This is a genomic window from Fodinibius sp. Rm-B-1B1-1, assembly GCF_038594945.1.
In the GTDB taxonomy this organism is placed as follows: domain Bacteria; phylum Bacteroidota; class Rhodothermia; order Balneolales; family Balneolaceae; genus Fodinibius; species Fodinibius alkaliphilus.
In genome coordinates, this window is sequence record NZ_JBCFYD010000002.1 from 473442 (window position 1) to 498668 (window position 25227).

27 protein-coding genes are annotated in these 25227 nt (G+C 41.9%); 11 read left to right on the forward strand and 16 right to left on the reverse strand.

From position 1 onward, the window contains the following. Positions 1-33: 33 nt before the first annotated feature. The 7 genes from AAFH98_RS09325 to AAFH98_RS09355 form a co-directional block, all read right to left on the reverse strand. Positions 34-2169, reverse strand: coding sequence for a M3 family metallopeptidase (locus AAFH98_RS09325; protein WP_342522432.1), 2136 nt, complete (start codon positions 2167-2169; stop codon positions 34-36). Between the two features lie 131 nt (positions 2170-2300). Continuing rightward, positions 2301-2654, reverse strand: coding sequence for a VOC family protein (locus AAFH98_RS09330; protein WP_342522433.1), 354 nt, complete (start codon positions 2652-2654; stop codon positions 2301-2303). 84 nt (positions 2655-2738) lie between these two features. Then, positions 2739-3311, reverse strand: a complete 573-nt coding sequence (locus AAFH98_RS09335) for a DUF4256 domain-containing protein (RefSeq protein WP_342522434.1) — start codon at positions 3309-3311, stop codon at positions 2739-2741. Between the two features lie 9 nt (positions 3312-3320). After that, positions 3321-3704 carry a DoxX family protein gene (locus AAFH98_RS09340; protein WP_342522435.1) on the reverse strand — a complete coding sequence of 128 codons (384 nt, stop codon included), beginning with the start codon at positions 3702-3704 and terminating at the stop codon, positions 3321-3323. A 245-nt stretch (positions 3705-3949) separates the two neighbouring features. Further along, a complete protein-coding gene (locus AAFH98_RS09345; RefSeq protein ID WP_342522436.1) occupies positions 3950-4720 on the reverse strand; it encodes an MBL fold metallo-hydrolase in 771 nt (256 codons plus the stop codon). Positions 4721-4787: 67 nt separating this feature from the next. Beyond that, positions 4788-5363: a Crp/Fnr family transcriptional regulator gene (locus AAFH98_RS09350; RefSeq protein ID WP_342522437.1), complete on the reverse strand. Its 576-nt coding sequence runs from the start codon at positions 5361-5363 to the stop codon at positions 4788-4790. A 109-nt stretch (positions 5364-5472) separates the two neighbouring features. Further along, positions 5473-5742: a Smr/MutS family protein gene (locus AAFH98_RS09355; protein ID WP_342522438.1), complete on the reverse strand. Its 270-nt coding sequence runs from the start codon at positions 5740-5742 to the stop codon at positions 5473-5475. Positions 5743-5867: 125 nt separating this feature from the next. Between AAFH98_RS09355 and AAFH98_RS09360 the strand changes: the two genes are divergently transcribed. After that, on the forward strand, positions 5868-6647 hold the full coding sequence (locus AAFH98_RS09360; RefSeq protein ID WP_342522439.1) for a phosphatase PAP2 family protein: 780 nt from the start codon (positions 5868-5870) through the stop codon (positions 6645-6647). 11 nt (positions 6648-6658) lie between these two features. On the opposite strand, the gene AAFH98_RS09365 is transcribed toward AAFH98_RS09360, so the two are convergent. Then, positions 6659-8551 carry an ABC-F family ATP-binding cassette domain-containing protein gene (locus AAFH98_RS09365; protein ID WP_342522440.1) on the reverse strand — a complete coding sequence of 631 codons (1893 nt, stop codon included), beginning with the start codon at positions 8549-8551 and terminating at the stop codon, positions 6659-6661. 182 nt (positions 8552-8733) lie between these two features. Between AAFH98_RS09365 and add the strand changes: the two genes are divergently transcribed. After that, on the forward strand, positions 8734-9729 hold the full coding sequence (gene add, locus AAFH98_RS09370; RefSeq protein WP_342522441.1) for an adenosine deaminase: 996 nt from the start codon (positions 8734-8736) through the stop codon (positions 9727-9729). Between the two features lie 91 nt (positions 9730-9820). On the opposite strand, the gene AAFH98_RS09375 is transcribed toward add, so the two are convergent. Both AAFH98_RS09375 and AAFH98_RS09380 read right to left on the reverse strand, forming a co-directional pair. Further along, positions 9821-11032 (reverse strand): amidohydrolase family protein, encoded by a 1212-nt coding sequence (locus tag AAFH98_RS09375; protein WP_342522442.1) that lies wholly within the window; start codon positions 11030-11032, stop codon positions 9821-9823. A gap of 62 nt (positions 11033-11094) precedes the next feature. Beyond that, positions 11095-12387: an amidohydrolase family protein gene (locus AAFH98_RS09380; protein ID WP_342522443.1), complete on the reverse strand. Its 1293-nt coding sequence runs from the start codon at positions 12385-12387 to the stop codon at positions 11095-11097. A 166-nt stretch (positions 12388-12553) separates the two neighbouring features. On the opposite strand from AAFH98_RS09380, the gene AAFH98_RS09385 reads away from it, so the two are divergent. After that, complete coding sequence (locus AAFH98_RS09385; RefSeq protein WP_342522444.1) at positions 12554-13552, forward strand: amidoligase family protein; 999 nt, start codon at positions 12554-12556, stop codon at positions 13550-13552. After that, positions 13545-14336: a gamma-glutamyl-gamma-aminobutyrate hydrolase family protein gene (locus tag AAFH98_RS09390; RefSeq protein ID WP_342522445.1), complete on the forward strand. Its 792-nt coding sequence runs from the start codon at positions 13545-13547 to the stop codon at positions 14334-14336. Before AAFH98_RS09385 ends, AAFH98_RS09390 begins: the two co-directional genes overlap by 8 nt. A 61-nt stretch (positions 14337-14397) precedes the next feature. On the opposite strand, the gene AAFH98_RS09395 is transcribed toward AAFH98_RS09390, so the two are convergent. The 3 genes from AAFH98_RS09395 to AAFH98_RS09405 form a co-directional block, all read right to left on the reverse strand. Further along, entirely contained in the window at positions 14398-14718 is a 321-nt protein-coding gene (locus AAFH98_RS09395; RefSeq protein ID WP_342522446.1) for a Dabb family protein, read from the reverse strand. A gap of 72 nt (positions 14719-14790) precedes the next feature. Then, a complete protein-coding gene (locus AAFH98_RS09400) occupies positions 14791-16428 on the reverse strand; it encodes an HU family DNA-binding protein (protein ID WP_342522447.1) in 1638 nt (545 codons plus the stop codon). Next, positions 16421-16714: an HU family DNA-binding protein gene (locus AAFH98_RS09405; protein WP_342522448.1), complete on the reverse strand. Its 294-nt coding sequence runs from the start codon at positions 16712-16714 to the stop codon at positions 16421-16423. The genes AAFH98_RS09400 and AAFH98_RS09405 overlap by 8 nt, the downstream gene beginning before the upstream one ends. Positions 16715-16941: 227 nt before the next feature. On the opposite strand from AAFH98_RS09405, the gene AAFH98_RS09410 reads away from it, so the two are divergent. The 7 genes from AAFH98_RS09410 (at position 16942) to AAFH98_RS09440 (ending at position 21954) form a co-directional block, all read left to right on the forward strand. Beyond that, positions 16942-18912: an aconitate hydratase gene (locus AAFH98_RS09410; protein WP_342522449.1), complete on the forward strand. Its 1971-nt coding sequence runs from the start codon at positions 16942-16944 to the stop codon at positions 18910-18912. A 128-nt stretch (positions 18913-19040) separates the two neighbouring features. Beyond that, a complete protein-coding gene (locus AAFH98_RS09415) occupies positions 19041-19571 on the forward strand; it encodes a DUF421 domain-containing protein (RefSeq protein ID WP_342522450.1) in 531 nt (176 codons plus the stop codon). Between the two features lie 179 nt (positions 19572-19750). Next, a complete protein-coding gene (locus AAFH98_RS09420; RefSeq protein ID WP_342522451.1) occupies positions 19751-20245 on the forward strand; it encodes a ferritin-like domain-containing protein in 495 nt (164 codons plus the stop codon). Positions 20246-20287: 42 nt separating this feature from the next. Continuing rightward, positions 20288-20656, forward strand: coding sequence for a PRC-barrel domain-containing protein (locus AAFH98_RS09425; protein ID WP_342522452.1), 369 nt, complete (start codon positions 20288-20290; stop codon positions 20654-20656). A gap of 40 nt (positions 20657-20696) precedes the next feature. Then, positions 20697-21110 (forward strand): YtxH domain-containing protein, encoded by a 414-nt coding sequence (locus AAFH98_RS09430; protein WP_342522453.1) that lies wholly within the window; start codon positions 20697-20699, stop codon positions 21108-21110. A gap of 122 nt (positions 21111-21232) precedes the next feature. Continuing rightward, entirely contained in the window at positions 21233-21619 is a 387-nt protein-coding gene (locus tag AAFH98_RS09435; protein WP_342522454.1) for a MerC domain-containing protein, read from the forward strand. Beyond that, entirely contained in the window at positions 21616-21954 is a 339-nt protein-coding gene (locus AAFH98_RS09440) for a ribbon-helix-helix domain-containing protein (protein WP_342522455.1), read from the forward strand. The genes AAFH98_RS09435 and AAFH98_RS09440 overlap by 4 nt, the downstream gene beginning before the upstream one ends. Position 21955: 1 nt before the next feature. Here the strand turns inward: AAFH98_RS09440 and AAFH98_RS09445 are convergent, their stop codons facing one another. Genes AAFH98_RS09445 through AAFH98_RS09455 form a run of 3 tightly spaced genes read right to left on the reverse strand, consistent with a single transcriptional unit; the run spans position 21956 to position 25220 of the window. Continuing rightward, positions 21956-23032, reverse strand: a complete 1077-nt coding sequence (locus tag AAFH98_RS09445) for an AI-2E family transporter (protein WP_342522456.1) — start codon at positions 23030-23032, stop codon at positions 21956-21958. Between the two features lie 13 nt (positions 23033-23045). After that, on the reverse strand, positions 23046-24221 hold the full coding sequence (locus tag AAFH98_RS09450) for an FAD-dependent oxidoreductase (RefSeq protein ID WP_342522457.1): 1176 nt from the start codon (positions 24219-24221) through the stop codon (positions 23046-23048). A gap of 27 nt (positions 24222-24248) precedes the next feature. Next, positions 24249-25220: a threonine ammonia-lyase gene (locus AAFH98_RS09455; RefSeq protein ID WP_342522458.1), complete on the reverse strand. Its 972-nt coding sequence runs from the start codon at positions 25218-25220 to the stop codon at positions 24249-24251. Positions 25221-25227 lie beyond the last annotated feature (7 nt).

Sequence of the window (25227 nt, forward strand, 5' to 3'; positions counted from 1 at the left end):
CGCCTTTTAAAGTTTTATAATCAAGAGAGAATGTTAATTCTCAGTATTGAGGCCACGGCGTTCCAGCAGATGTTTTACGTCCGGTTCCTGTCCGCGAAATTCTTCATATAGCTCCATCGCTTCGTTACTTCCGCCTTGGGATAGAATATATTCACGGAAACGGTCGCCATTTTCTTTTTCAAGACCGCCTTCTTCCATCATATAAGCAAAAGCGTCGGCTGCCAGAACTTCGCTCCAAATATAGGCGTAATAATTGGCTGAATATCCACCTGAAAAGATATGTGCGAAATAGGGAGATTTATATCTCGGGGGAATGGCTTCCTGGTCGAGATTGTATTTAGCCAGTGCCTGTTGTTCGAATGCTTGTACATCTTCAGGAAGATTATCCTTTTCAACTAAGTGCCATTCCATATCCAGCATAGTGGCAGCAAGATATTCCTGGGTATCGAAGCCCTGATTGAAATTACTGGCTTCGATCACTTTATCGAGCAATTCTTGGGGAATCTGTTCACCGGTTTCGTAATGGATGGCATAGTTTTCGAGCACTTCGGGTTGGATAGCCCAGTCTTCTTCAAAAGTGGATGGAAACTCAACAAAGTCTCGTGGCACAGAGGTACCCGATTGTGAAGGGTATTTTACATCCGAAAAGAGTCCATGCACGGCATGACCCATTTCGTGGAACATGGTCGTTACATTATCGAAACTGATAAGTGCCGGTTCTCCTTCGGCGGGTGGGGGAATATTCATCACGTTAACAATCACGGGCTTTTTATCCAGCAGATGTGATTGCGAAACATAAGAGTTCATCCATGCACCACCACGTTTAGAATCACGCTCAAAATAATCCGCATAAAACAGCCCAATTTGTTCCCCGTTTTCGTCGTACACATCAAAGGTACGAACGTCCTCATGATAAACCGGCAGGTCGTGGCGTTCTTCAAAAGTGACACCGAACAACTTGTTCATTGTAAAGAAAACGCCGTCCTTAAGTACGCGATCAAGTTCAAAATAAGGGCGTACTTCAGATTCATCGATATTATATTCGGCTTGACGGACTTTTTCGGCATAATAGTTCCAATCCCACGGTTTTACATCACCTTCAATCCCATCTTTACGCATCATTTCTTCAATAGCGTTGGCTTCGGCCTCAGTATTATTTAAGACAGGAGGAATGAGGTCCTTAAGCATATCCAAAGCAGTATCGGGCGTTTTAGCTGTTTGGGGATCGAGTTTGTAAGCAGCATAGTTATCATATCCCAGCAAATTTGCTTTTTCAGCGCGCAATTTAGTTAGCTCTAAAATAATGGGACGGTTATCAATACCACCGTCTTCTCCAATACCGCGATAAGCTGATGCTTTCCATACCCGTTCTCGCAGATCACGGTTATTCAAGTTTTTGAGGATAGGAACGCGAGTGGTATTGGTGATGGTTAGCAAATATTTGTCATCGTGGTCTCTTTCAGCAGCTGCTTCTTTGGCCGCAGCAATGCGGTCGTCACTCAGTCCGTCCAGTTCTTCTTTACTGTCGACAAGAACAGCACGTTCTTTGGTTAGTGCTAATAAATTTTCCTGAAACTCTGTTGTCAGTGATGACATGCGTTCATTAATTTCGCGCATGCGGCTTTTTTCATCCTCAGTAAGCTGAGCACCGGCGCGGACAAATTCGCGGTGTGTATCTTCCAGCAATTTCAGTGATGCTTCGTCTAAATCAAGTTCATCACGTTTATCATAAAGCGTTTTAACGCGTTCGTATAGGTCGGCATTGAGCAGGATATCGTCTGAATGGGCTGCCAGCTTGGGAGCCATTTCAGATTGAATTTCCTGAATCTTGTCGTTGGTATGTGCCGAGGTAAGATTGTAGAAAACCGAACTTGTGCGTTGGAGCAGTCGTCCACTTTTTTCCATCGCTACAATGGTGTTTTCAAATGTGGGCTTTTCGGAATTGGAGGCAATCTCTTCCATTTCTTGCAGCTCCTGTTTCATGCCTGCTTCAAAAGCAGGACGGTAGTGCTCTTCATTAATGGCATCAAAATCGGGTGCTTCAAAGGGAAGGGTACTTTTCGAAAATAGAGGGTTATCACTCATTGTATCTTCTTGATTGGATGATTCGCAAGCCGCCAGCATAAGACTGCCGACCAGTATTATTAATAATAATTGTATTGATTTCATGGGCCTACAAGTTGATTATCTTGATTGGGTAATTACTCGTTGAATATACAGAAAATTCGTAGAGTGGAAATTGTTGTTTGATATAAGGAGAAACTGTTTAAACTATATCCCTAATAATATTGGGGCAAAGATTATTGGTCTGACCAAACCGCCAACTCATTACCACTTGGATCGGAAAAATGAAATCTACGGCCACCTGGGAATGAAAATATTGGTTTTATGATTTTTCCACCAGCTTCTTCGATTTTAGCTTGCGTGGCTTCCAGATTAGTGCTGTAAAATACAATTAGAGCAGCTCCATTTTCTGTGGTGGAATGTTTTGAAGATTTGAAAAAGCCACCTTCTAAACCAGGATCTACAAAGGCTGTATATTCTGACCCATAATCTTCAAAACTCCATTCGAAAACCTTTTTGTAAAAGTCTTTTGTAACAGATAAATCATTCGAAGGGAGTTCGACATAATTTATGGATTCGTGTTTATTCATTTTATCAAGATTTGTAATGGAGTTGACAGAATTTATTATTTCTCGGTGATAGCAATGTACTCACTATTTAAATTACTGTGAAATTCAGATTCTCAGGACGCCACGAAATCCCCGGGAGGCATAATATGATTGCGCTCCATTGTGATATACGAAAACATGGTTGTAGCGGCGATCACAGAAGAGGGCTCCCCCCAGCTCTCTGATATCAGCAGGCGTTTTTATCCAGCTGGATGTTTTTGTATCGAACTCTCCAAGTTGTTGCAACGCCCGATACTGTTTTTCTGTCAAGAGATCAATGCCCATGTCTTTTGCCATATCAATGGCATTATCTTCTGGTTTGTGTTTTTTTCGTGATTCCAGTCCTTCACGGTCATAACAAACACTTCTGCGACCTTTTGGGCTTTCTGCTGAACAGTCAAAAAATATATATTCACTCGTTTTTTTATCATAATCGACCACATCAGGTTCCCCACCAGTTTGTTCCATTTCATGGAGCGACCATAATTTTTTTGCCGACTCTTCGGCTTCCAGCCTTGCCTGAATGTCCTGCCATTTAAGATTAGCATGTCGGTCCATGTTGTCCTCAAAACGTTGTTTTAAAGTTTTGAGTAGGCTTTCTTGCTGTTTTGATGACAACTCCTTTTTATGACGACTCATGATGTTTATCTATTGATTAGTGGAAGTGATTTTTCTATCCGGAGGCCTAAAATACCATGATGCCACCGTTATGATTAGTAATACCAACGAAGGAATTGCCTCAGTAAAGGGTTGACCTGCAGAGATATGTGAAATTGCTGCTCCGGACATTGCGAAGAAAAATCCAGCATACGCCCATTCTTTTACTAATGGAAATTTAGGGGTAAGTACGGCTATAACTCCCAAAATTTTCCATGCTCCAAGGATAGACATAAAGTATAGGGGATAACCTAATCCCGTAATAATTTCGACATAGCCACCTATTTGTAACAGTTGCTGTACGCCGCCAGCCGTCATACCTAATGCAAGAAAGCCGGTGGTGGCCCAATAGATAATTTTATTTCTTTTTGGCATAATGAATTCCCTTATTTTCAGTTTTTAACTGATGTTCTGAAGTTCTCTTACAACCTATAATAATTAAGGTTGTAAAAATTGGAGATCTTCGTATTGATATAAATATCACCCCAAATTTGCAAGCATTCGCAGGATATGAATAAATATTAGGTAGTTAAATGATGAGCGAAAAAGCTTTCAACTACCATTGGCGGAGTTAAATAGCAATAGATGATTTTTTGAGGAAAGAATGGTTTAGCTGCTAATTATGCATTCCATGTTATCGTTTCTCCATCCTCAGGAATAAATACTTTGTCCCGAAGATTATGAGTACGTAGTTTTTCTCTTAATTGCTCACGAGTGGTAGGACAGTGATTCACCGCTTCCAGGTGATTGGCAATTACTTTTCCGGGAGCATTGGTGAAGAAGGTTAGCATATCATTCATATCCATAAGCAGTGGTTTGAAGATGTCAAATTGTGCTGCTCCACATGCCGCAACGCTGATATCCGGTTTAAGTTCCGTCAAGACTTTATGAACCGCATCTGTGTAGACGGTATCTGAACTCAAATAGATAGAAGGCGTATCAGGAATTTCAAGATAGAATCCCATTACATTTCCCATTAATTTGGTGACAAATCCATAGCCGTGTTGTGCTGGTATGCCTGTTATTTTGATGCCGCTGAAATTAAGCGTTTCCCAATAATTCAGCGTTTGGGTTACATTAAGCCCTTCTTTTTTGAGTGATTTTTGATCCTTTACGCTGCATATAATGGGCACGTTCTTTTCTCTCAGAAAATGCCGTCCTTCGTCATCAAGATGATCCGGATGTTGGTGGGTGATGATGCAATGCGTGACTTTTTGCAGCCGGGCATCAGTATTTTCGGGAAGAGGAATAATCGGATTTTTCCGTGGCTTAAACCTGAACAGGGTAAAGGGGGGAAGGTTGCCTTTAGGGCCAAGCATAGGATCAACCAAGAATACTTTGTCAGCCGTTTCTATAACCATGGTCGCATTTCGGATATGATGTATCTGCATGATATAATCGTTGATTAACATTCTTTCCTAAGAAAAAGAGGAAGAGAATGAATGTCATTGATGCAGATCAAGAAATGCGACTTCGTATCCTGCTTAATGTTTCAGGAGTAATGCCCAAGTAGGAAGCAATATGGTACTGAGGAATTTTCTGTAGCCATTCAGGCTTGTAAATGCGAAGTTCAGTATAAAGTTCTTCAGGAGTTTTGGTCATACGGTTATATTCAAACTTTTCGCGGGATGATAACAACTTTTGAAAAAATTGGTCTATAAGATCCTGGGCACACTCATATTTCTCCAGCAATCGTAGAAACGGTTCCCGATCAAGTTCAAAAACCTCAATTTCTGACAGGCTTTCTTGGTTTTTCTTTGTTTTGGTAGCGTTTATAAATGATGATAAATCAGTTATAAATTGCTGATGTAGATAAAAGTTGATGTTCACTTCTTTGACACCGCTTAGATAGTATTCCCTTATGGTTCCTCTGTTCAAAAAACGAAGTTTATCGTCGGTGGTTGATTCTCTGAGAATAGTGGTACCTTTCGGAATTACTCTTGACGTAAAAGCTGAGGATAGTTCCTCAAGTCCCTCATCATTATGCGGATAATACTCTTCAAAAAAGTTTGAAATGCTTTGGGCAATGCTCATTAAATACGTTTTGATGTATCACTATAAAAAATTTAACCTTGCTCAGGTTACCAATTTAATATTGCTAAGGCAACTCACCATATTTGAACCTGAATGAGCATTACACTTACTATTCGGTTTCAGTTTTTAAAGTAGCAACCGTCGCACCCCATCCGCTGCGGTCATTTGCCAGGGAGTAGGAGATCACATGCTTATTTCGATCTAAAAGAGCATGTACTGAACGACGCAAGTTACCCGTTCCCTTACCGTGGATGATACGGATCTCATAAATTTCTTTTTTCAGACATTCTTTGATATATGCGGGAATAAGAGATCCCAGTTCATTGGGATCAAAGGTGTGCAAATCTAAAGTCCCGTCAATGGGTAGTTGTTGAGCCATAGTGTATCAGTTCTTTTAAAGAAAATAATGATACAAAGATTTAGCTGTCTGTTGCAGGTATTTTTTTAATCATAATATCATTTATAAGTGTTTGTTTTTTATGTGTTTATTGCTATATAGAAATAATGTATAACAGAAGAACTATAGTATTTACGGCTTTTCTCTGTTTGCTGGTAGGTATTCAGTGTGCCTATTGTCAGCAGGATGCCCATCGCTTTTTACGCTGGACGGTAAACGATCCTGTTGATATGTTTTCCAATATTGGATCGAGGGAAGTATTAAGAGGGACCTCTGTGGGATTGGGGATAGCTGCCATTTCGTTGAGTGACGGTCCCTTGAGTACTAATATTCAAGATCAATATAAAGGGTCGCCAGTCTTGAATTTTACAAATCGATGGGGCGAATGGCCATTGGCGGTCTCTGTTTCGGCTGGAATTTTTGGGGCGTCATTACTGACTAAAAATTCAAAATTTCAGGATGTAGCGTTTACGTCTCTGCAGTCATTGGTGATGACCAATCTTACTGTTAATGCCGGTAAGTTTTTGTTTGCCCGAAAGCGTCCCCACACAAATGAAGGCCCCTACGAGATGGAATTTGCAGAGCTTGGCCATACTTCTTTGCCTTCGGGGCATACGGCTACGGCCTTTGCTTTGGTAACGCCTTGGGTTATTTACTATCCCAACGTTTTTACTTATTCGATGATGGCCATACCTGTTGGGACGGCTATTGCCCGTGTCGCAAAAGGGCGTCACTGGCTAAGTGATGTGACTGCTGGAGCAGCTATCGGTTTTTCGATGGGTTACTATTTATCGAAAAAACATTTAAATATTCAATCAAAACGTTTTGAAATCACCCCATCGGCCGGGTCCAATAGTGTAGCTCTCAGGGTTAACTTTTCATTTTGATGGCAGTTTATCTACGCTCGCTCGGCTAATTCAAACCAGCGTTCGGTATATTCTTCAATCTGCTGTTCCAGGGCAGCATATTCATCGGATTTTTCTCGAAGTTCCTCGTGATCAAGCTCACCACTGTTAATTTCGGCTCCAAGTTTTTCCTTCTGTTTTTCAAGCTTATCTATTTTATTTCCCAGCTTTTTGTACTCTCTTCGCTCGTTGTAGCTTAAGCGTTCATCATAACTGTTATCCGATTTTTTCTGACCATTTGGAGATTTAGTAGCCTCAGGTGTCTCTTTAGTACGTTCTTTGGTTTCTTGTTCTTTTTTTAGCTCACGGTACTCTTCGTAAGTGCCATGATGATCGTGAATTTTGCCTTCCCCCTCAAAAACAAGGTAGTGTTCCACCAGCTTATCCATAAAAAAGCGATCGTGCGAAACGATGATCAGGCAGCCACCAAATCCCATTAAAAATTCTTCGAGTTTATTAAGTGTAAGCAGGTCGAGGTCGTTGGTTGGTTCGTCAAGGATCAGAAAGTTGGGATTTTCGAGCAGTACCATCATGAGGCTAAGCCGACGTTTTTCACCTCCGCTGAGGTTTTCAACCGGTGTATATTGCATCTCGGACGTAAACATAAAGTGCTTCAAAAATTGGGAGGCTGAAATCTTTGAGCCATCGGCCAGCTCAACTACTTTTCGAACACTTTCGATGATGTCAATAACACGTTGCTCCTCATCAAAATTGAGTCCTTCCTGCCGGTAATGTCCAAAGGCGATGGTTTCGCCCACACGACGCTTGCCAGAATCAGGTTCTTCTTCACCGGTCAGTATTTTCAAAAAGGTACTTTTACCTACACCATTTTCTCCGATGATGCCGATGCGTTCGCCTTTCTGAAAATCGTAGTAAAAACTGTCAAGGATCTGCTCGTCGCCGTAACTTTTGGATACATTTAGTAGTTCCAGAATTTTGCCTCCCATCCGTTGCATATCCATTTGCAGGCGTAATTCGGGATCCTCGGGCCCTGTGTTGAGTTCATCTTCGAGTTCCTTGAAGTCATCAATACGTGATTTTGATTTGGTGGTCCGGGCTTTGGGCGATCGACGCATCCATTCCAGTTCTTGCTTGTATAGCTGGTTGGCTTTATGGGCGCGTTTTCGCTCAATTTCACGTCGCTCGGCGCGTTTCTGCAAAAAGTACTGATAGTTGCCTTGGTGATGGTACAATTTGCCGTTTTCCAGCTCAATGATATGATCGCAAACCCGATCCAGGAAATAGCGGTCGTGCGTAACCATCAGCAGTGTTTTGTTGGTGGATTTGAGATAATCCTCGAGCCACTCAATCATCTCAATATCAAGGTGGTTGGTAGGCTCATCCAAAATGAGCATATCGGGGTCGTCAAGTAGAACAAAAGCCAGAGCCACCCGCTTTCGCTGTCCACCGGAAAGAGTATCAATGGATTGATCAAGATCATGGATGTTCAATTTGCCCAAGATCTGTTCCATGCGCTGCTCGTAATCCCAGGCGTTGGCTGCATCCATTTTAGAGGCTGCCTTATCAAACGCTTGCTGCGTTTTTTCATTGTAATTATTGGCTTGGGCTTCAACGGCGCGCTCATATTCTTGAATGAGGCGTACCATCTTATTGTTGCTTTGCGAAATATAGTCGCGGATCGACAGTTCTTTATCCAGATCGGGGTCTTGCTCAAGAAAACCGATACTTACATCGTTTTGGATCATCACTTTACCCTCATCAGGCGTTTCTTTGCCGGCCAATATTTTTAGTAAAGTAGATTTTCCGGTGCCGTTTTCGGCGATAAGGGCTGTTTTATCACCTTGGGATATTCCAAATGTAAGTTCTTCAAAAAGAACTTTATGGCCAAAGTTTTTGGATAGATTTTCAGTAGAAAGATACGTCATTGATAATAGGTAGAGTCGAGTGCATTACTTCAAAAATGGTTTGCTAAAATAAGGAACCCAACTACCACATAGAAATGTTGATCATGGCAAATGTTATATATGAATTTAGAATTTTGATTTGTGCTCTCCGTTAAAATCCCGATTTTCGGAGAGCTATTTTAATTTACAACAAATTTCGCACTATGGATTTTTCAGCCCTTCCTAAAGTGGAGCTCCATCTACATCTGGACTGTTCACTCAGTTTTGATGTTGTTCAGCAACTTAATTCCAAAATAAGCAGGGAAGAGTACCGTAGCCGCTTTGTTGCTCCCGATAAATGTCGCGATCTGGCAGATTATATTCGACGATCAGAAAATGCTGTTTCCTTAATGCAGGATGAAGAATCTTTGCGGCTTGTTGTTGGGGATCTCTTTAATCAGCTTGAAGCGGATAACATTATCTATGTTGAAATTCGTTTTGCACCACTTTTACATATACAAGAAGATCTTACTGCAGAACAAGTTGTAAATACTGTTAATGAGGCGGTAGAAGAGCAGGTGGAAACTACTGGTATTGAAGGGGGGATAATATTGTGTACGCTCCGTCACTATTCGGAGGAGCAAAGTATGCGTACGGTACAACTGGTTGAGGAATTTGCTGATTCCAGCAGGGTAGTGGGATTTGATATTGCTGCTGATGAGGCAGGATTCCCGATTGATGAACACGTTTCGGCGTTTGAGTATGCAAATGCAAAGGGATTAAATTGCACCGCTCATGCCGGAGAAGCTTGTGGGGCAGAAAGTGTGTGGGAAACCCTGGAGCAGTTTAAGCCGTCGCGCATTGGTCACGGTGTGCGGAGTGTCGAGGACCCGGAGCTAATGGAATATTTAAACGAGCACGATATCCATTTGGAAGTTTGTCCTACAAGTAATGTACAAACGAATGTTTTTGAAACGATTGAAGATCATTCTATAAATACACTTTCTAATAATGGTATCTCGCTGAGCGTAAATACTGATACGAGAACGATTTCAGATGTGACGTTGGATAGCGAATACCAATTGTTGGAACAGGTTTTTGATTGGGATAAGGAGCGATTTTTGGATGCTAATTTGGAGGCTATTGATCACGCTTTTACGAATGAGCCAACAAAAGAAAAGCTCCGCAGAACAATCTGCGAAGCTTATCTGAATAATTAAAAATAGGATTTAAGACCCTCAGGATTTTACAACAATTCAGAGTCTACATAAAAGATTCAATAGTTTTAACTCCTGAGGGATTGAGATATCTCTATTCCTTTTCCTTTACGACTTTTCCATCCACAATTACTGAACTAATATGCGTTGTGTATTCCAGGGGATCGCCATCAAAAAGTACAAGATCGGCATCTTTACCCTCAGCCAATGAGCCTACCCGGTTATCGATACCCAGAATTTCGGACGGTGCTTTGGTAAGGGCATATAGAGCTCTTTCGCGATCTAAACCGTAGGCGGTAGCAATGGCTGCTTCATAGAGAATGATTCTCGTTTTGGGTACGTAGCCCTCAAATCCGCTTTGAAAAGCAAAAGGGATATCGGCTTCAGCAAGTTTAGAGGCCGTGGTGAAGCTGGCATTTTGTGTTGCCCCATACGTACGGACCATCGTAGGATGAATAATAACCGGCACATCGGCTTTTTTAATTTCATCGATCAGCTGATATGCTTCTGCAGCACCATCAAGAATAAGATCAAAGCCAAACTCTTCTTGAAGTCGCAGGGCGTTCATGATATCAGTAGAACGCTGGGCGGTAATCAATGCTTTAAGTTCGCCTTCAAGAACATCTGCCAGTGCTTCCATTTCAAGGTTTTTGGATGGACGTTTCTCGGGATCGTCAGCATTGCGTTTTTCAAGATAATCTTGAGCATCAATAAACTTTTGACGGAGCATCGCAATCCCTTTTGCATCGGTACCGGGACTGCTAAAATTGCGTTCAACCGAAGGGCCTAATGTAAAGGCTACGGTCGTAGCCGATTCCACCAATGCTTCGTCAACGGTATTATAGGGCGTTTTGGCAATCATCGTTTGCCCGCTTGCCAGTGCTCCCGGGCCATGGCCGGTATGGGTTGTTGTTACTCCTTTATTAAGCACAAACTTGACGAGTTCTTCACGTGCATTGTAGGCATCAAAAGCTCGTAATTGTGGTTGGATGGGGCTGGAGGTTTCCAACTGGTTTTGGTCATCATCACGGTTATAGATACCGGCCAGGCCTACAACGCTGTGGGCATCTACCAATCCCGGGGTTACAACAGATGCTTGATGGGTTTCATAAGCAGATGGGATATCTACTTCAGAAGCTGAACCAACAGCCTCAATTTTGTCATTATTGATGAGCACCACTCCATTTACAATTTTATCGCCTTCCATTGTATAAAGAGTGTCAGCCTGCACTGCTATCTGGGCATTGGCTAACGTGCCGAATCCAAAAAGGATGGCAAAAAGAAAAAGTGTTATTCGGTTTTTCATAATGCTAAAAATTTAAAACTTAAATTCTTTTTACGTTCTAAACGTAAGTTTGGGGTTATGCCTTAGTCACCAAAGTGATGGTTGTGGGCTGCGCCGTCAAATACTTTGAATCCTCCGGTAGAGTATTTACGATCTCGGGGATTCGCGTAATCAAACTGCTTGATGCCTTCTACCCACGTCTGTTGTACACGCGTGTAAACGCTAAGCGGATCACCCGTTAGTACCACAAAGTCGGCATCTTTGCCCGGCTCTAAGGTGCCTACGCGATCTTGTAGATCCATCATTTTAGCATTTTCGATGGTTAGCGCTTTAAGAGCTGCATTGCGACTCATTCCTGCCCGTACTCCAAAAGCACCTGATCGCAGAAATAATCGGGTATCAGTAATAGATGCATCGGTATGGTATCCCACCGTCACGCCAGCCTCTTCTAATATGGCACCGTTTTCGTATTTAATATCAGAGGCCTCTGGTTTTCCACCCGGCGAATCTAACACAATTATAGAAGCCATAGCATCCGATTTAGCAATTTCATCAGCAACTTTCCAGGCTTCGCTCACGTGATGGAGTACTAATCGAAAATCAAATTCTTCTGACAGTCGAATGGCAGTTAAAATATCGTAATGGCGGTGCGTATGGAAGTGTACAATCCGTTCACCATTTAATACTTCTACCAAGGCTTCCATACCCACATCACGTTTAGGCATCTTATCGGGATCACCATCAGCTTCTTCAACCTGTCCTTTATAATCTTGGGCCTTGTTGAATAGTTCGCGAACCATGGAAGCAGATTTTGCACGCGTACCGGGGAAGGGAGCACTGCCAATGGAGTTTGTCCCATTAGCCATTTTGAGTCCACCAGCAATACCTTCTTCGGGGTCTACGACCAGCATTTCTTCAATCTTATCTGCATTACGGAGTTTTAGGTAGGCCGTCTGACCACTCATAAGATGACCCGATCCCGGCATTACATTAACGGTCGTTACGCCGCCGGCCAGCGCTTTTTTAAAGGTTTCGCTGTGGGGATCAATGCTGTCTATTATGCGTGCATCAGGATGTAGGGCAGAGGAGCGATCTCCGCCATCGCCGTCACCAATATGTGAATGGGAGTCGACGAGTCCGGGCATAATCACTTTACCGCTCACATCGAATTTACGCGCATTAGATGGAATGTCAACTTCACCCTCAGTACCTACATCGAGAACTTTATCTCCTTGAATAACTAATACACCATTTTCAATAGGTTCCCCTTCAATAGGGATAATTTTAGCTCCTGTAAAAACTTTAGTTTGCTGAGCTGCTACTGCCATCGGAATACAAAAGACGATGAGCAGCACAATTTGAATAAATCGTTTCATAAATTGTCCCTGATTTTTGTTTATGATATTTTTGCGTTTTCGAAAAGTTGATTATGCTAATTAGCACTGTGTATGGCAAATGCTGTGAGGTTTGATTTTCAAGCTTTTACATACCATGGCATTATATAGGTGATGCACCGTCATTATTCAAATCAAATAATATTATATGTCTTACCGATTGCCCCCATCTGTACAAACAACCGAAGGCAATGAACGTCAGGTGGGTCTCGAAATTGAATTTGCCGGTATAGAGCCCGATGAAACCGCTAAAATTATTACAGAACTTTATGGAGGGGAAATAAAAAAAGAGCATCGCTATAGTATTGAAGTGGTAGATACTTCGCTGGGAAACTTTCGAGTGGAGTTAGATGCTCGCATTCTTCGTCGGATGGCTCAGGAAAATATTTTTGATAAGCTGGGTATTGAGCTGGAGGAAGATAATTTTCGTAAATCAATTGAAGATATTGTTGACAAACTGGCTCGAACGGTTGTACCGCTCGAAATTGTAATGCCCCCAATACCGATTTCGGAGCTTGATACATTGGAACAATTGCGCCAGGCGTTGCAAAAAAATAAGGCAGAGGGGACCCATGCGTCGATGATACACGCTTTTGGGATGCATTTAAATATTGAAGCTCCGGATCTTTCTGTAGATACGTTATTGCGATATCTGCGGAGCTTTGTGATTCTTTATCCCTGGCTTGTGAAGGTTTTAAATATTGATATGACGCGGCGTATTTCTCCTTTTGTAGATCCGTTTCCGGAAAAGTATGTACGTAAAATTTTGTCGCCTGATTATTCTCCTGATAAAGATAAACTTATTGAGGATTATATTGCGGTTAATCCCACCCGGAATCGTCCCGTAGATATGATGCCCATTTTTGGCATGCTGAATAAGGATTTGATAGCCCCGGTTATGGAGGGTGAAAAGAATGATCCGCGTCCTACTTTTCATTACCGGTTGCCTAATAGCAGGATTGATGACTCCAATTGGCGATTTGAGCTGGAGTGGGACCATTGGCTGGTTGTTGAAGAACTTGCTGAGAACGATGAAATGCTTGATAAATTAAGTCGGTTATATCTACTGCGTAGAAAACAAACGGTTATTTCGTTTCGGAAGGAGTGGGCTGATACTATAGAAATTTTATTGGATATTGATGAGTAAAGGCAGGCCAAATATTGGAGTGACAGGACCGGATAAGGGAGGACGTGCGGCTTGGTTATTTACCTGGTTTGCTGTGTTTCTACAAGGGGGGAGGGCAATCCGTATTCATCCCCAAAAGGGATTGCCTGAGGAAGATATTCATGGGCTTATTATTGGTGGGGGAGCAGATATCAACCCAGAAAGGTATGGGCACGAAGAACTACAGGATTTGTTTTCAAAGGATGAAAAAGTTTCCAGTATTCGGATCTTTTTTTATTACCTGCTTACTATTGTTTTTTTTCCGTTTATTTATCTGCTTAGAAAGATTTTTTCTACGGCCGAGGCGGGAGTAGATAAAGATCGCGATGAAATGGAATTTGCGTTAGTGGAAGAGGCGGTAGAAAAAAATATTCCTATTTTGGGAATTTGCCGTGGTGCGCAGCTTATGAATATCTATTTCGGAGGGACACTTCATCAGGATATTGCGAACTATTATACCGAGGTGCCGCGAGTGAAAAGCGTTTGGCCCAAGAAGATGGTGGAAGTGGAGGCTGGCAGTAAGCTTCGTGATATTCTGACTTTTGAGAAGGTATGGGTGAATGCGCTCCATCATCAGGCGGTGGATGCTTTAGGAAATAAGCTGAAAGTGGCTGCCCAAGAAGAAAATGGTATTATTCAAGCTATTGAACATCAAGAAAAAAGTTATGTGCTGGGGGTGCAATGGCATCCAGAATATTTACCTCAAATTCCGGCACAGCGCCGTATTTTTGCAAGGTTGGTGCAAGAAGCCTCTAAAATGAGCTAAAAAAACAGGGATTCGCCGAAGCAAATCCCTGTGAGGTATAATAATATGTCATAGTTGGAGATTAGGTGTCCATCTTATAATCTACAAAGTGGCGCTCTTCGATAACAGAGTTAATGAATTTGACTGCTTTTTTGTGATGGTCATTTCGGGTGTACATGGTGTAGTCGAGCTCACTTTCAAAATCCGAGATGAGAACTACATCGTAGGGTGAACCAGCTTCGTCGTCATTGTCAGACATATTAATCCCTACCTCAACGTTTTTTATTTCATCGATATTTACTTTTAGTCCCTCCAGGATAAGTTTCATCTTTTCAGCATTTTTCTCCTTGGTGGCACCTTCTGCTTCTTCCTTTAATTTCCACATTACTACGTGACGAATCATATATATTCTCCTCTGGTGTGCTTTTATTACAAATTTTTATTTATATCATTTTGAGTTATGTCAATCAGACCGTTAACGGGCTGAGTTGGCGAAAGAGAGATCTGCTTTGTCTATGGATATATCAGCAATTTGTTGCAGGTTTTTGTGATATCGTTTAGCAGCCCAAAGATGATTTTTGGCTACTGCCGTTTCATTGCTTTTATACCATTTATAAGTAGCTAAAAATCCTTTTGCAACCCCAACAGAATCGGTAGCATTGAGAGTGTTTTGTGGGCCTGATGGCAACGGAACCGAAAGTGAGCTGCCGGCATAAATAACGTCGGGATCGTCCAGCGAACCGTCGTGGCCATAAATCCAGGGCCATAATCGGGGGTTGCCGTAGCGCTCTTCAGCCATACTCCATAAGGTTTGTCCTTCTTCAATTTCTACTGATGTTTCGTTTTGCGTTGTTGTCGATACCGGTTGTGCCGCTTGCTGTGTTGATTGTGTATTGTTAGAGGGATTACTATTGTTTGATGTAGATTGATTTGCAGCTTCTGATTGTTGTGCTTCGTCGGTTTCTTCGTTACTTATTTCTTCTTGCCGATCATCGGCTGCTTGCGAACTCGTGACATCAGCCGATGCTGTCGTTTGTTCCGAAGATATTAACGGCATATTGGAATCAGACATATTGCTGTAATACCACGTGCCTCCAACAACGAGTAGTAATAAAATAACGGCTGCTGCCACGTAAGGAACCGCCGAGGTCCTATTGTCAGATCTTTGCATCTCAAGCATTGGCAGTGCTTCTACATCTTGTTTCTCCTCTTCCTTAGGTTCTTGATCATCTTTCGCCTGATCAGATTGCTGTTTCAGCTCTTCGGCGGTCTTTTCTAATTTTTCAACTTCTTCCGCTAAGATTTCTTCATTACTATCAGCAGAGGGTATTTCTTCATATTCTTCAGATTTCGGAGTTAGATCAACCTGTGAGTCAACATCTTCAGGCGTTATTTCTTCTTCAGTACCGATAAATTGTTCAAGAATCTCTTCGTCAGAATCTTCCTCATCAGAGGAATCTCCATCGAACTCCACGATATCCCCATTGTCATCATCAGACTCATTTTTTACTTCAGGTGATTTTGTGGAATCATCTTCAGCAAAATTAAATGGATTGTCGTTTGTATCTCCTTTGGTATTATCTGGAGCACTTTCTAATACTTCCTCATCATGAGAAGTAGGGGGACCCGTAGGAATAAAATCATCTTCGCGTAGTTTACCTTCTCTTGATGTGCAATCATCAGATCCATCATCATTTGCATCAGCAGAAGTTGATGGGTTTTCAACGTTCTTTGTTTCATTCACCTCACTTTTTGAATCCGAGTTAGTAGGTTCACCAGATTCAGCTGGAGTTGCTTCGAGGAGCTTGGGCTCCATGTGGGCATAAGGGGCATTGACGAGCTCACGAAGATCTTTGTAAGGTTTAAAGACGATTTTATTATGAGCAGGGATGGTCATTTTCTCCTCTGTTTGAGGGTTATAGCCTTCCCGTTCATCAACGTGTTTTAATTCGAACTTACCAAAGCCGGCAATATTAACCTTGCCGTCTTCTTCAAGTCCACCATTGATGATGTTTACAAAATCTTTGAGAAAATCATGGGTAAGCTGCTTTGAATGATCTGTTTCAGCAGCAATTGACTCAATGAGTTCCCCGAATGTGATTTTTTCACTCATCGTCTATGTCTACTTTTTTTAGATCTTCTTTAATACCCTTGCTTGCATTAAACTCTACCACCCTTTTAGGAGGCAACATCATGTACTGTTCGTAATGTGGATTAAATGACTTCCGCTTTTTCCGGGTATTTGTCCCAAACGTTCCCAACTCGGGGACCGTAAATCGTTTACCGGCGGCAATATTATCATTAAACGTATGGATAATTGTATCCAGTAATTCCCGGGCATCGCTTTGGGTCATATCCCAATGATCAGCAAGTTTGGCCACTAAATCACTTGTATTCATACGAATGAAGTACAGATTGTTTTTTCTGTTCAGACATTTCTAATTAAGAAAAAAAACTTTAAAAACTAAGTATATATTTCCACCTGTAGCTTAGAATATGTATAAATTATTATTTCTTGTGCATTTACTTGAAGAATAGGGCCTTTGTCTGGTATTTTAAGAAACGATTTTTGTAGGATTTTACTTTAGTTAATCAACTATACAGCGGAAACAAATCAAAAATATTTATGAGTAAACCACTGAACGTCACAGAAAAATTAATTAAAAGTCACCTGGTTGATGGGGAGATGGTTCCCGGCCAAGAAATTGGTTTGAAAATTGATCAGACCCTTACACAGGATGCCACCGGAACAATGGTGATGCTTGAACTGGAAGCCATGGAACTGGATGAGGCTCAAACGGAACTATCTTGTCAATATGTTGACCACAACTTGATCCAAACGGATTACAAAAATCCGGATGATCACGTATTTTTGAAATCCGCTGCTGAACGGTTTGGTATGTGGTTTAGTCGTCCCGGTAATGGGGTAAGTCACCCGATTGAAACCGAACGATTCGGAATTCCGGGCAAGACGCTGGCTGGATCTGATAGTCACACTCCCGCAGCCGGATGTATGGGAATGCTTGCAATTGGTTCAGGCGGTTTGGATGTCGCTTTTGCTATTGCTGGTGAACCTTTGTACATCAAAATGCCGAAAGTATTGGGCGTTGAGGTAAAAGGGAACCTTCCTGATTGGGTAAGCGCCAAAGATGTGGTGCTCGAAATGCTTCGTCGTTACGATGTAGATGGTGCTACCGGATATGTAATTGAATATTTCGGTGAAGGACTAAAGAATCTTTCTACAATGGACCGTCACGTAATTGCGAACATGGGTACTGAGATGGGGGCTACAAGTACAGTATTTCCCGCCGACGGTGAAGTGCGTCGCTTTATGGAGTCGCAAGAACGCGGAAACGAATTTGTTGAGCTGAAAGCTGATGAAGGTGCTGAATATGATAAGTATGAAGAGCTCGTACTTGACGATGTTGAACCGCTGATTGCGCTGCCCAGCAGTCCCGGTAATGTCGTTCCTATTAGTGAAGTAGAAGGTCAAGATATCTATCAATCATATGTAGGATCTTCTGCGAACCCGGGGTATCGTGATTTCTGGATAGCTTCTGAAATTGTGAAAGACAAAACAGTTAACGACAATGTTTCTTGGGATATTAACCCCACATCACGACAGATCATTGAGAATATGGTCAAGAATAATGTGATGTTTAATTTGGTTCAATCAGGTGCACGTATCCACCAGGCCGGATGTAACGGATGTATTGGAATGGGACAGGCGCCGGCATCAGGACAAAACAGTCTGCGTACTGTACCCCGTAACTTCCCGGATCGTTCTGGAACCCCAGAAGATTCAGTATTTCTGGTTAGCCCTGAAACGGCAGCTGCTTCTGCATTGACCGGAAAGATTACCGATCCCCGTGATCTTGAAGACTTATATAATATGGAGTATCCGAAGTATGAGCATCCGAAGGAGATTCATATTAATACAGAAATGCTTACTCCTCCAAAGCCTAAAGAGAAACGAGGAGAAATCAAGAAAGGGCCTAATATTTCTACGATGCCCGACTTTGATGAACTCAAAGATTTTGACGTGCCTGTTCTGCTTAAGATGGGGGATGATATCTCTACGGATGAGATTCTCCGCGCAGGTGCTGAGGTCCTTCCTTACCGTAGTAACATTCCGGAAATTAGTAAATTCACGCTCGATGTAGTGGACGACAATTTCTATGATCGCGCTATGGAAGCTCGTGACGAGCATGGCGGGCACGTAGTAATTGCTGGTGAGAATTATGCTCAGGGATCCAGTAGAGAGCATGCAGCAATTGCTCCCCGATACTTGGGTATGCAAGCTGTTATTGCCAAGAGTTATGCTCGAATTGGTTGGCAAAACTTGGTGAACTTCGGAATTCCTCCACTCGAATTTGCGAATGATGAGGATTACGAAGATATCGACCAGGGAGATATCCTTGAAGTGAATGACATCCGAGAAGCCATTAAAAATGGTAACGAGGTGGTCATCCATAACAAGACAAAAGGCAAAAAGTACACGGTTAAACATAGCTTCAGTGACCGACAGAAAGAAGCTGTATTGCACGGTGGCGTGATCAATCGCTTTAAAGCGAAAAAGAAAGCGCAAGCAAGCTAAGTCTTTTTTACTTAGTAACTGATTATAAGGCTCCGGATATTCCGGGGCCTTTTTTATTTAGATGAACTTTTAGTGGAGAGCGGTAGTATATATTTCAAATAAGCATTAATAATAAAAGAGGGACTATTATGGATTTATCCTGGATCTTAACAACACGGGATGCACTTTTGATGGTTGTTATTTCGACTGTGGGAATTTACATCGCATTGATTGTTTTTACACGGCTTGGGGGACTTCGTTCGTTCTCTAAAATGTCGAGCTTTGACTTTGCTATAACGGTAGCTATTGGATCAATTGTAGCAACTTCTCTTTTGTCGTCCGATCCTCCGTTACTTCAAGCTGTTACTGCTTTGGGAGTTCTTTACGTGGTGCAGATGACGGTTGCTAGATTACGAGTTAAAAATATTGGTATTGGCAAGATGGTTGATAACAAACCCATTTTACTTATGGACAAATCCAAAATATTGGACGGTAATTTGGATAAGGCAGGAGTAACAATTTCTGATTTACGGGCAAAATTAAGAGAAGCAAATGTGACGCAGTTAAGTCAGGTTAAGGCTGTTGTGATGGAGTCAACCGGGGATATTTCGGTGCTTCATCATAGTGATCCCGACCATGAATTAGATTCCATTTTATTGAAAGACGTAACCGGAGGATGATACTAAAGTTAATCTTTCTGGTCGTAGTTATTAAGTCAGTAGTGCTGTAATGGAATCTCTATTATGGCTGTGGTAAGTTCAATAGAAATAATTTTTTAGGGGAACCAATAGTGACAGGTAAAGATATAAATTATTGAATTTTATGAGATCCTGTTAAACAAAAACTGAGGAGTTAAATAATGAGTTCTTTAAAAAATTTAGAAGACCTTTTTGAACATCAACTAAAGGATATTTATAGCGCTGAAAAGCAGATTAAGTCTGCCATTCCTAAAATGATTAAGAATGCAGAAAGCAAAAAGTTAAAACAAGCTTTGAATGATCACTTAAGGGAAACGGAAACACAGATCGAGCGATTAAATAATATCGGAGATGACTTAGATATTACGCTTACTGGTGAAACCTGTAAAGGGATGAAGGGGCTTATTACAGAGGCCGAAGATTTTATGAAGGAGGAAGCAGAATCAAAGGTGCGCGATGCGGGGCTGATTGCCAACGCCCAGCGTGTTGAGCATTATGAAATAGCCGCTTACGGCACGGTGGTTGAGTATGCTAAAGCACTCGGACATCGAGAAGCTGCCCGCTTGCTGGAACAGTCTTTAGAAGAAGAGCGAACAGCCGACGAAAAGTTAACCGATCTTGCCGTTGAGATGATGAATATGAAGGCAAGGGTTTAAACTATTATATGACAAAACAACCTAATAAAAGAGGGTAAGACCATGAAAAATAACATGTTATCAGCCACAACAATAAAGGGAACTAAAGTAAAAAATCGCCGCAATGAGGATATTGGTAAAATCCAAGATCTGATGGTTAATTTTGAAGAAGGCAATATTGAATATGCCGTACTTTCTTTCGGTGGATTCTTAGGTATGGGAGATAAATATTTTGCTGTACCTATGCAGGCGCTTCGTTTTACAAGAAAAGACGATGATCACATCATTACGATGGATGTGACAAAAGAAAAGCTGGAAAATGCCCCAGGTTTCGACAAAGACAATTGGCCCACGGAAGCAAGATCTGAATTTATCGATAATATTTATAAGCACTATGGCTATGAGCGTCCGCAAAAGCTTGTTCGGAAATAAGATTCCGTTAATTATAACTTATAAAATTGTGAAATACATTATGGATAATTCAAAGTTTGATAAACTGCTTATTGCTACTCTTTCAGGCTTGGCCGGCGGTGTTGTAGTGGGTATGCTGTTTGCTCCTGATAAAGGCACAAAAACGAGAGAAAAGATATCTCAAAAAGGCGAGGAGTATTTAGAGACCATTAGAAATGATCTCGCTGAGATTCGTGCTTACCTGCAGCGAAGAGCCGAGGCAACGAAGAAAGAGTTTGATGAGCTGAGTGAACAGACTAAGAACAAAAGTGAAGAGGTTCTTAAAAAAGCAAAAAAGCTTACTTCTTTCGAGGAGTGGACCAAAGAGGAGCTTTATGAACGGGCAAAAAAAGAGAAAATTGAAGGCTATTCACAAATGAATAAAGAAGAATTGATTGAGGCCCTCAAAGAAAAAAGAGGGCTGCCGATGTCTTAAATCATCGAGACACAATTTTTTATTGATAGTGATCCCGGTAAGATTTTCTTGTATGAGTGATTGTTTTTATTCTAATGAGTGTGTATATTCATACACACTGAAAATTAGACAAATCCAACACTTTGTTTTCAAAATCTTTCTGGGATCGCATCGGTATAAGCTTATCTGGTTTTTGTGCGATTCATTGCCTGTTTTTCCCCGTTGTAATCGTACTGTTACCGCTCTGGCCCGTTGCTGAAGCAATTCACTTTTGGACACATCCTCTCCTGTTTTTATTGATTGTCCCAACGGTATACTACGCACTTCGAAATTCTGATATCCCCAAGATTATTCCACGATTATTGTATTCGGGATTGGTTGTGGTAGCGTTGGCTTGGCTACTGCACGAATGGGTAGGATTATGGGGGGAATCTATTATCACATTGATTGGTAGTGGTCTACTGATAGCAGGGCACTGGGAAAATTACAAACACCATCAACAAATACACACTGAAGGTTGTAAGGTATGAAACGACTAAACTTTACACTCGATGATGAGACGGTAAAATTGCTGGAAGAATTAGCAGGAAAATTTTACAATGGTAATAAATCTCAAACGGTAAGAGCGGCATTAGAAAGTTTAGCCGTACATGCTGGACATGAGGGATGGGTTATTGCGGGATATACGCCCAAAGAGCTCGATGGAGAGGAGCATTGCCATAGTTGTGGAGAATCGCACGAAAAAGGAGATGTGCTCTACCGACCTGTTTTTGAGAAGGGGAGCAGTCCTAAGGCGTTGCCTAAAATGCCTACTGAAAACTGGTTGGATTGTCCCGATTGTGCCGAAAAACAGGTAAATAACTAATTTACCAGCTAAGTTTATCTTTGATATCTCTCAGAGTCAGGGAGTGTTCTTCGGCACCTCGTGTACCAAGCAGATATCCCACAGGTTTAAGCTCTTCAATATTTTCACAGATGATTTTCAGAATTGCCAGGTAGGGGATCACCATAAACATGCCGGGCAGTCCCCAGATCATGCCGCCGGCTATTAGCGAAAGTATCGTTACAAGCGGATTAATCTCAACATAAGAGCCAGTAATATTGGGTGTAAGAATATTATTTTCGATAAACTGAACGATAAAAAATTGTACAACTACCCCGAGAGCCAACGTTGGCGATTGGGTAGCCAATACAAACAAAAAAGCCACTCCATAACCGATGACCGTACCCAAATACGGGATAAGATTGAAGATAGCTGCCATCAGTCCCACCAGCAGGGCATATTCAATTCCGATAAGGTAAAATCCCAGGCTATTAATACCGATCAAAATAAAAAACACGATAAAGAGTCCTTTAAGATAGCTGGGGACCACATTTGCAGCTTGATCAATAATACTTTGGGCTACGTTTTGCTGCCTTTCGGGTACCAGTATTTTTACAAAGGTGCGAAATTTATCGCGATAGAAAAGTAGCAAAAAGGTATAAACGGGAATTAAGCCGACGGTAAGAACAGTATTGGCTGTACCGGTAAAAAATTGAGCAACATATTCTCCCGATCCTTTTATACTTTCTACAATGGAATCGAGCTGTTCGGCGGTAACCCCAAACGTACGTCCTAATGCCCAGCGAAATCGGGTTATATTTGTATCAACCTGATCTTTTATTGCCGGCAAATTGTCGGTAAAAGTAGTGATAAGTAGAATAACTCCATAAGCAGAACCGACTACAATTATTATTGATCCTATAATGAGGATAAAATTGGTGGCAATTCGGGGAATGCTTTTTTGCTCAAGTTTTTGAGCAGCGGGATATAAGAGGTAGGCAAAGAGAACGGCCAGCGCAAGGGGAACCAAAAGTTGCCTGGTAATAATCAGTGCAGCAACTATTGTAAAAGCCAGTAATAATCTAACCAAGTATCGTAATGCCAAGGGATATTTTTCCATGTTGTAGTGGGTATTAAATCAGATGCTCAAGATCGCTCTCTTTTATTTTTTGTAGTAATTGTTCTTGTATCTCTGTTGTTTGCCCCCCTGTTAACTGTTGGGCAATTTGCAAGGCCGCGCCCCACGAAAGGGTAACACCTGCGCCTCCATGTCCATAATTATGATAGACCGTTTTACCCGAAATTGTTTCCTGATCGAGGCGTAATCCGTTGTTGGTACTTCGGATGTACCGGTAGCCTACGGATGGGGTCAGCTCCTTGGAATATTCGAGTGATAACCCGAAAGTATGGTTTAGGATTTCGTTATTGAGATCAATAATGGGTTTTGGAAATGTGATGTTATTGATCTCATAATGATCGGTATCACTTTTTTGGGACCATTTTTGCTGACTTAACTGACCCGCTTGACGGCTGCCCCCCAATACCCATCCATCTTTCCGTGGATAACAGTACACATCGCAGGCCTCACCCTGTTGATCGGCATAGAGTGATGCTTGGGGCGTATAATTGTAGGAGATAATTTCATTTTGGTTATTTGTAATCAGATCAGCATTTGGCTTATGGAGCAGGTGTCCCTGCATGATGAGCTGTTCTTCAATGGGATCATCAAAAAGTTCCGGACTTCCAGTACCGCTGCAATTAATAATAATATCCGCCGGAAGCTCGTCAAGATCTGACTCCTCAACTTTCTGTTGGATGATTTGTCCACCACTTTCTTTATAGACCTGAATCAAAGCAGGAAAATAGAGTGGCCAATCGGTAAAAATGCAATCAAATACCCACCCATGCAGGTTGGAGCTGTGTTTTCTTTTGGGGATAGTTTCAGGCTCTAAATCATAAATAGGACGCGGGTTCATCATCCAGTGCCGGTATTTGGGATCACCGGGATCTTCTTCAAAAACTTCAAAGTGCTTGTGCATCACTAAGCCCGGAAAGGTGAGCTTGCGAAGTTCATAGAAAAAGGCCTGGGATGTTTTAAAAATAGATTCCAGTTGGTCAGAATACACCGAATGTGGAATGACCGAGGCCGAAGGGTACAGACTTGCAAATTCGGGATGGGCATTTTTATTAGCAATGTCTGTGGGTACTTTTTCTGTGATGATCTCTGTTTTGTATCCCAAAAGCTGTAGCGTAAGAGCCGTGGTTACCCCCGAAATTCCGCTACCAATCACAATAATTTTATCCGACATGAAATCTTAAATCCTAATTTCCAATTTTTAGTTCTCTTGCCAGGGCAGAGTATTTAAATCCATATTTCCTCCACTGATAATTATTCCGGCTTTTTTATTTTCGACATCAACGTTACCGTTAAATACTGCAGCTAAGGGCACAGCACTTGAAGGCTCAATAATAATTTTCATGCGTTCCCAGATAAATTGCATGGCATCAATGATTTCATCTTCCGTTACAGTCACTACATCATCGACATGTTTTTGGATACAGTTGAATGTTAGATCACTGAGGGAGGTCCGAAGCCCATCGGCAACAGTATCGGTACTTTGCACGGGGTGACGTTCGCCGGTTTTAAAAGACAAGTAGGCATCATTCGCTACTTCGGGTTCGGTACCGATAACGTTGGTATCAGGGGCAAATCCTGATGCGGCAATAGCCGTTCCGCTAATGAGTCCGCCTCCACCAATAGGAACCAGAATTATGTCTAAATTTGGTTGATCTTCCAACAACTCAATGGCTGCACTTCCCTGACCCATAATGATGTCAGGATTGTCATAAGGGTGAATGAATGTTGCTCCTGTTTCTTGGATCACTTCGTTAAGCGTTGCTTCCCGGCTTTCTTGTGTTGATTTGCTAAAGGTGACATTGGCCCCATAATCGCGAACGGCATTAACCTTAACTTTTGGGGCATTTTCGGGCATCACAATATGAGCAGCTATTCCCCGCTGTTTAGCAGCAAGCGCTACTGCCTGGGCATGATTCCCCGATGAATGTGTCGCCACTCCATTCCTGGCATCTTCATCGGCAAGGTTACCAATAGCGTGGGTTGCTCCACGGAATTTAAAAGCTCCTACTTTTTGAAAGTTTTCACATTTGAAAAATAACTCACCGCCCGCACGGTCGTTAACTTTTTGACTACTTAAAACGGGTGTGCGATGTACCTTTTCACGAATTTTAAGGTAGGCTTTTTGAACTTCTTTAAACGTCGGGATTTTCATTTTTAAAGATTCCGTCATTAAAAAT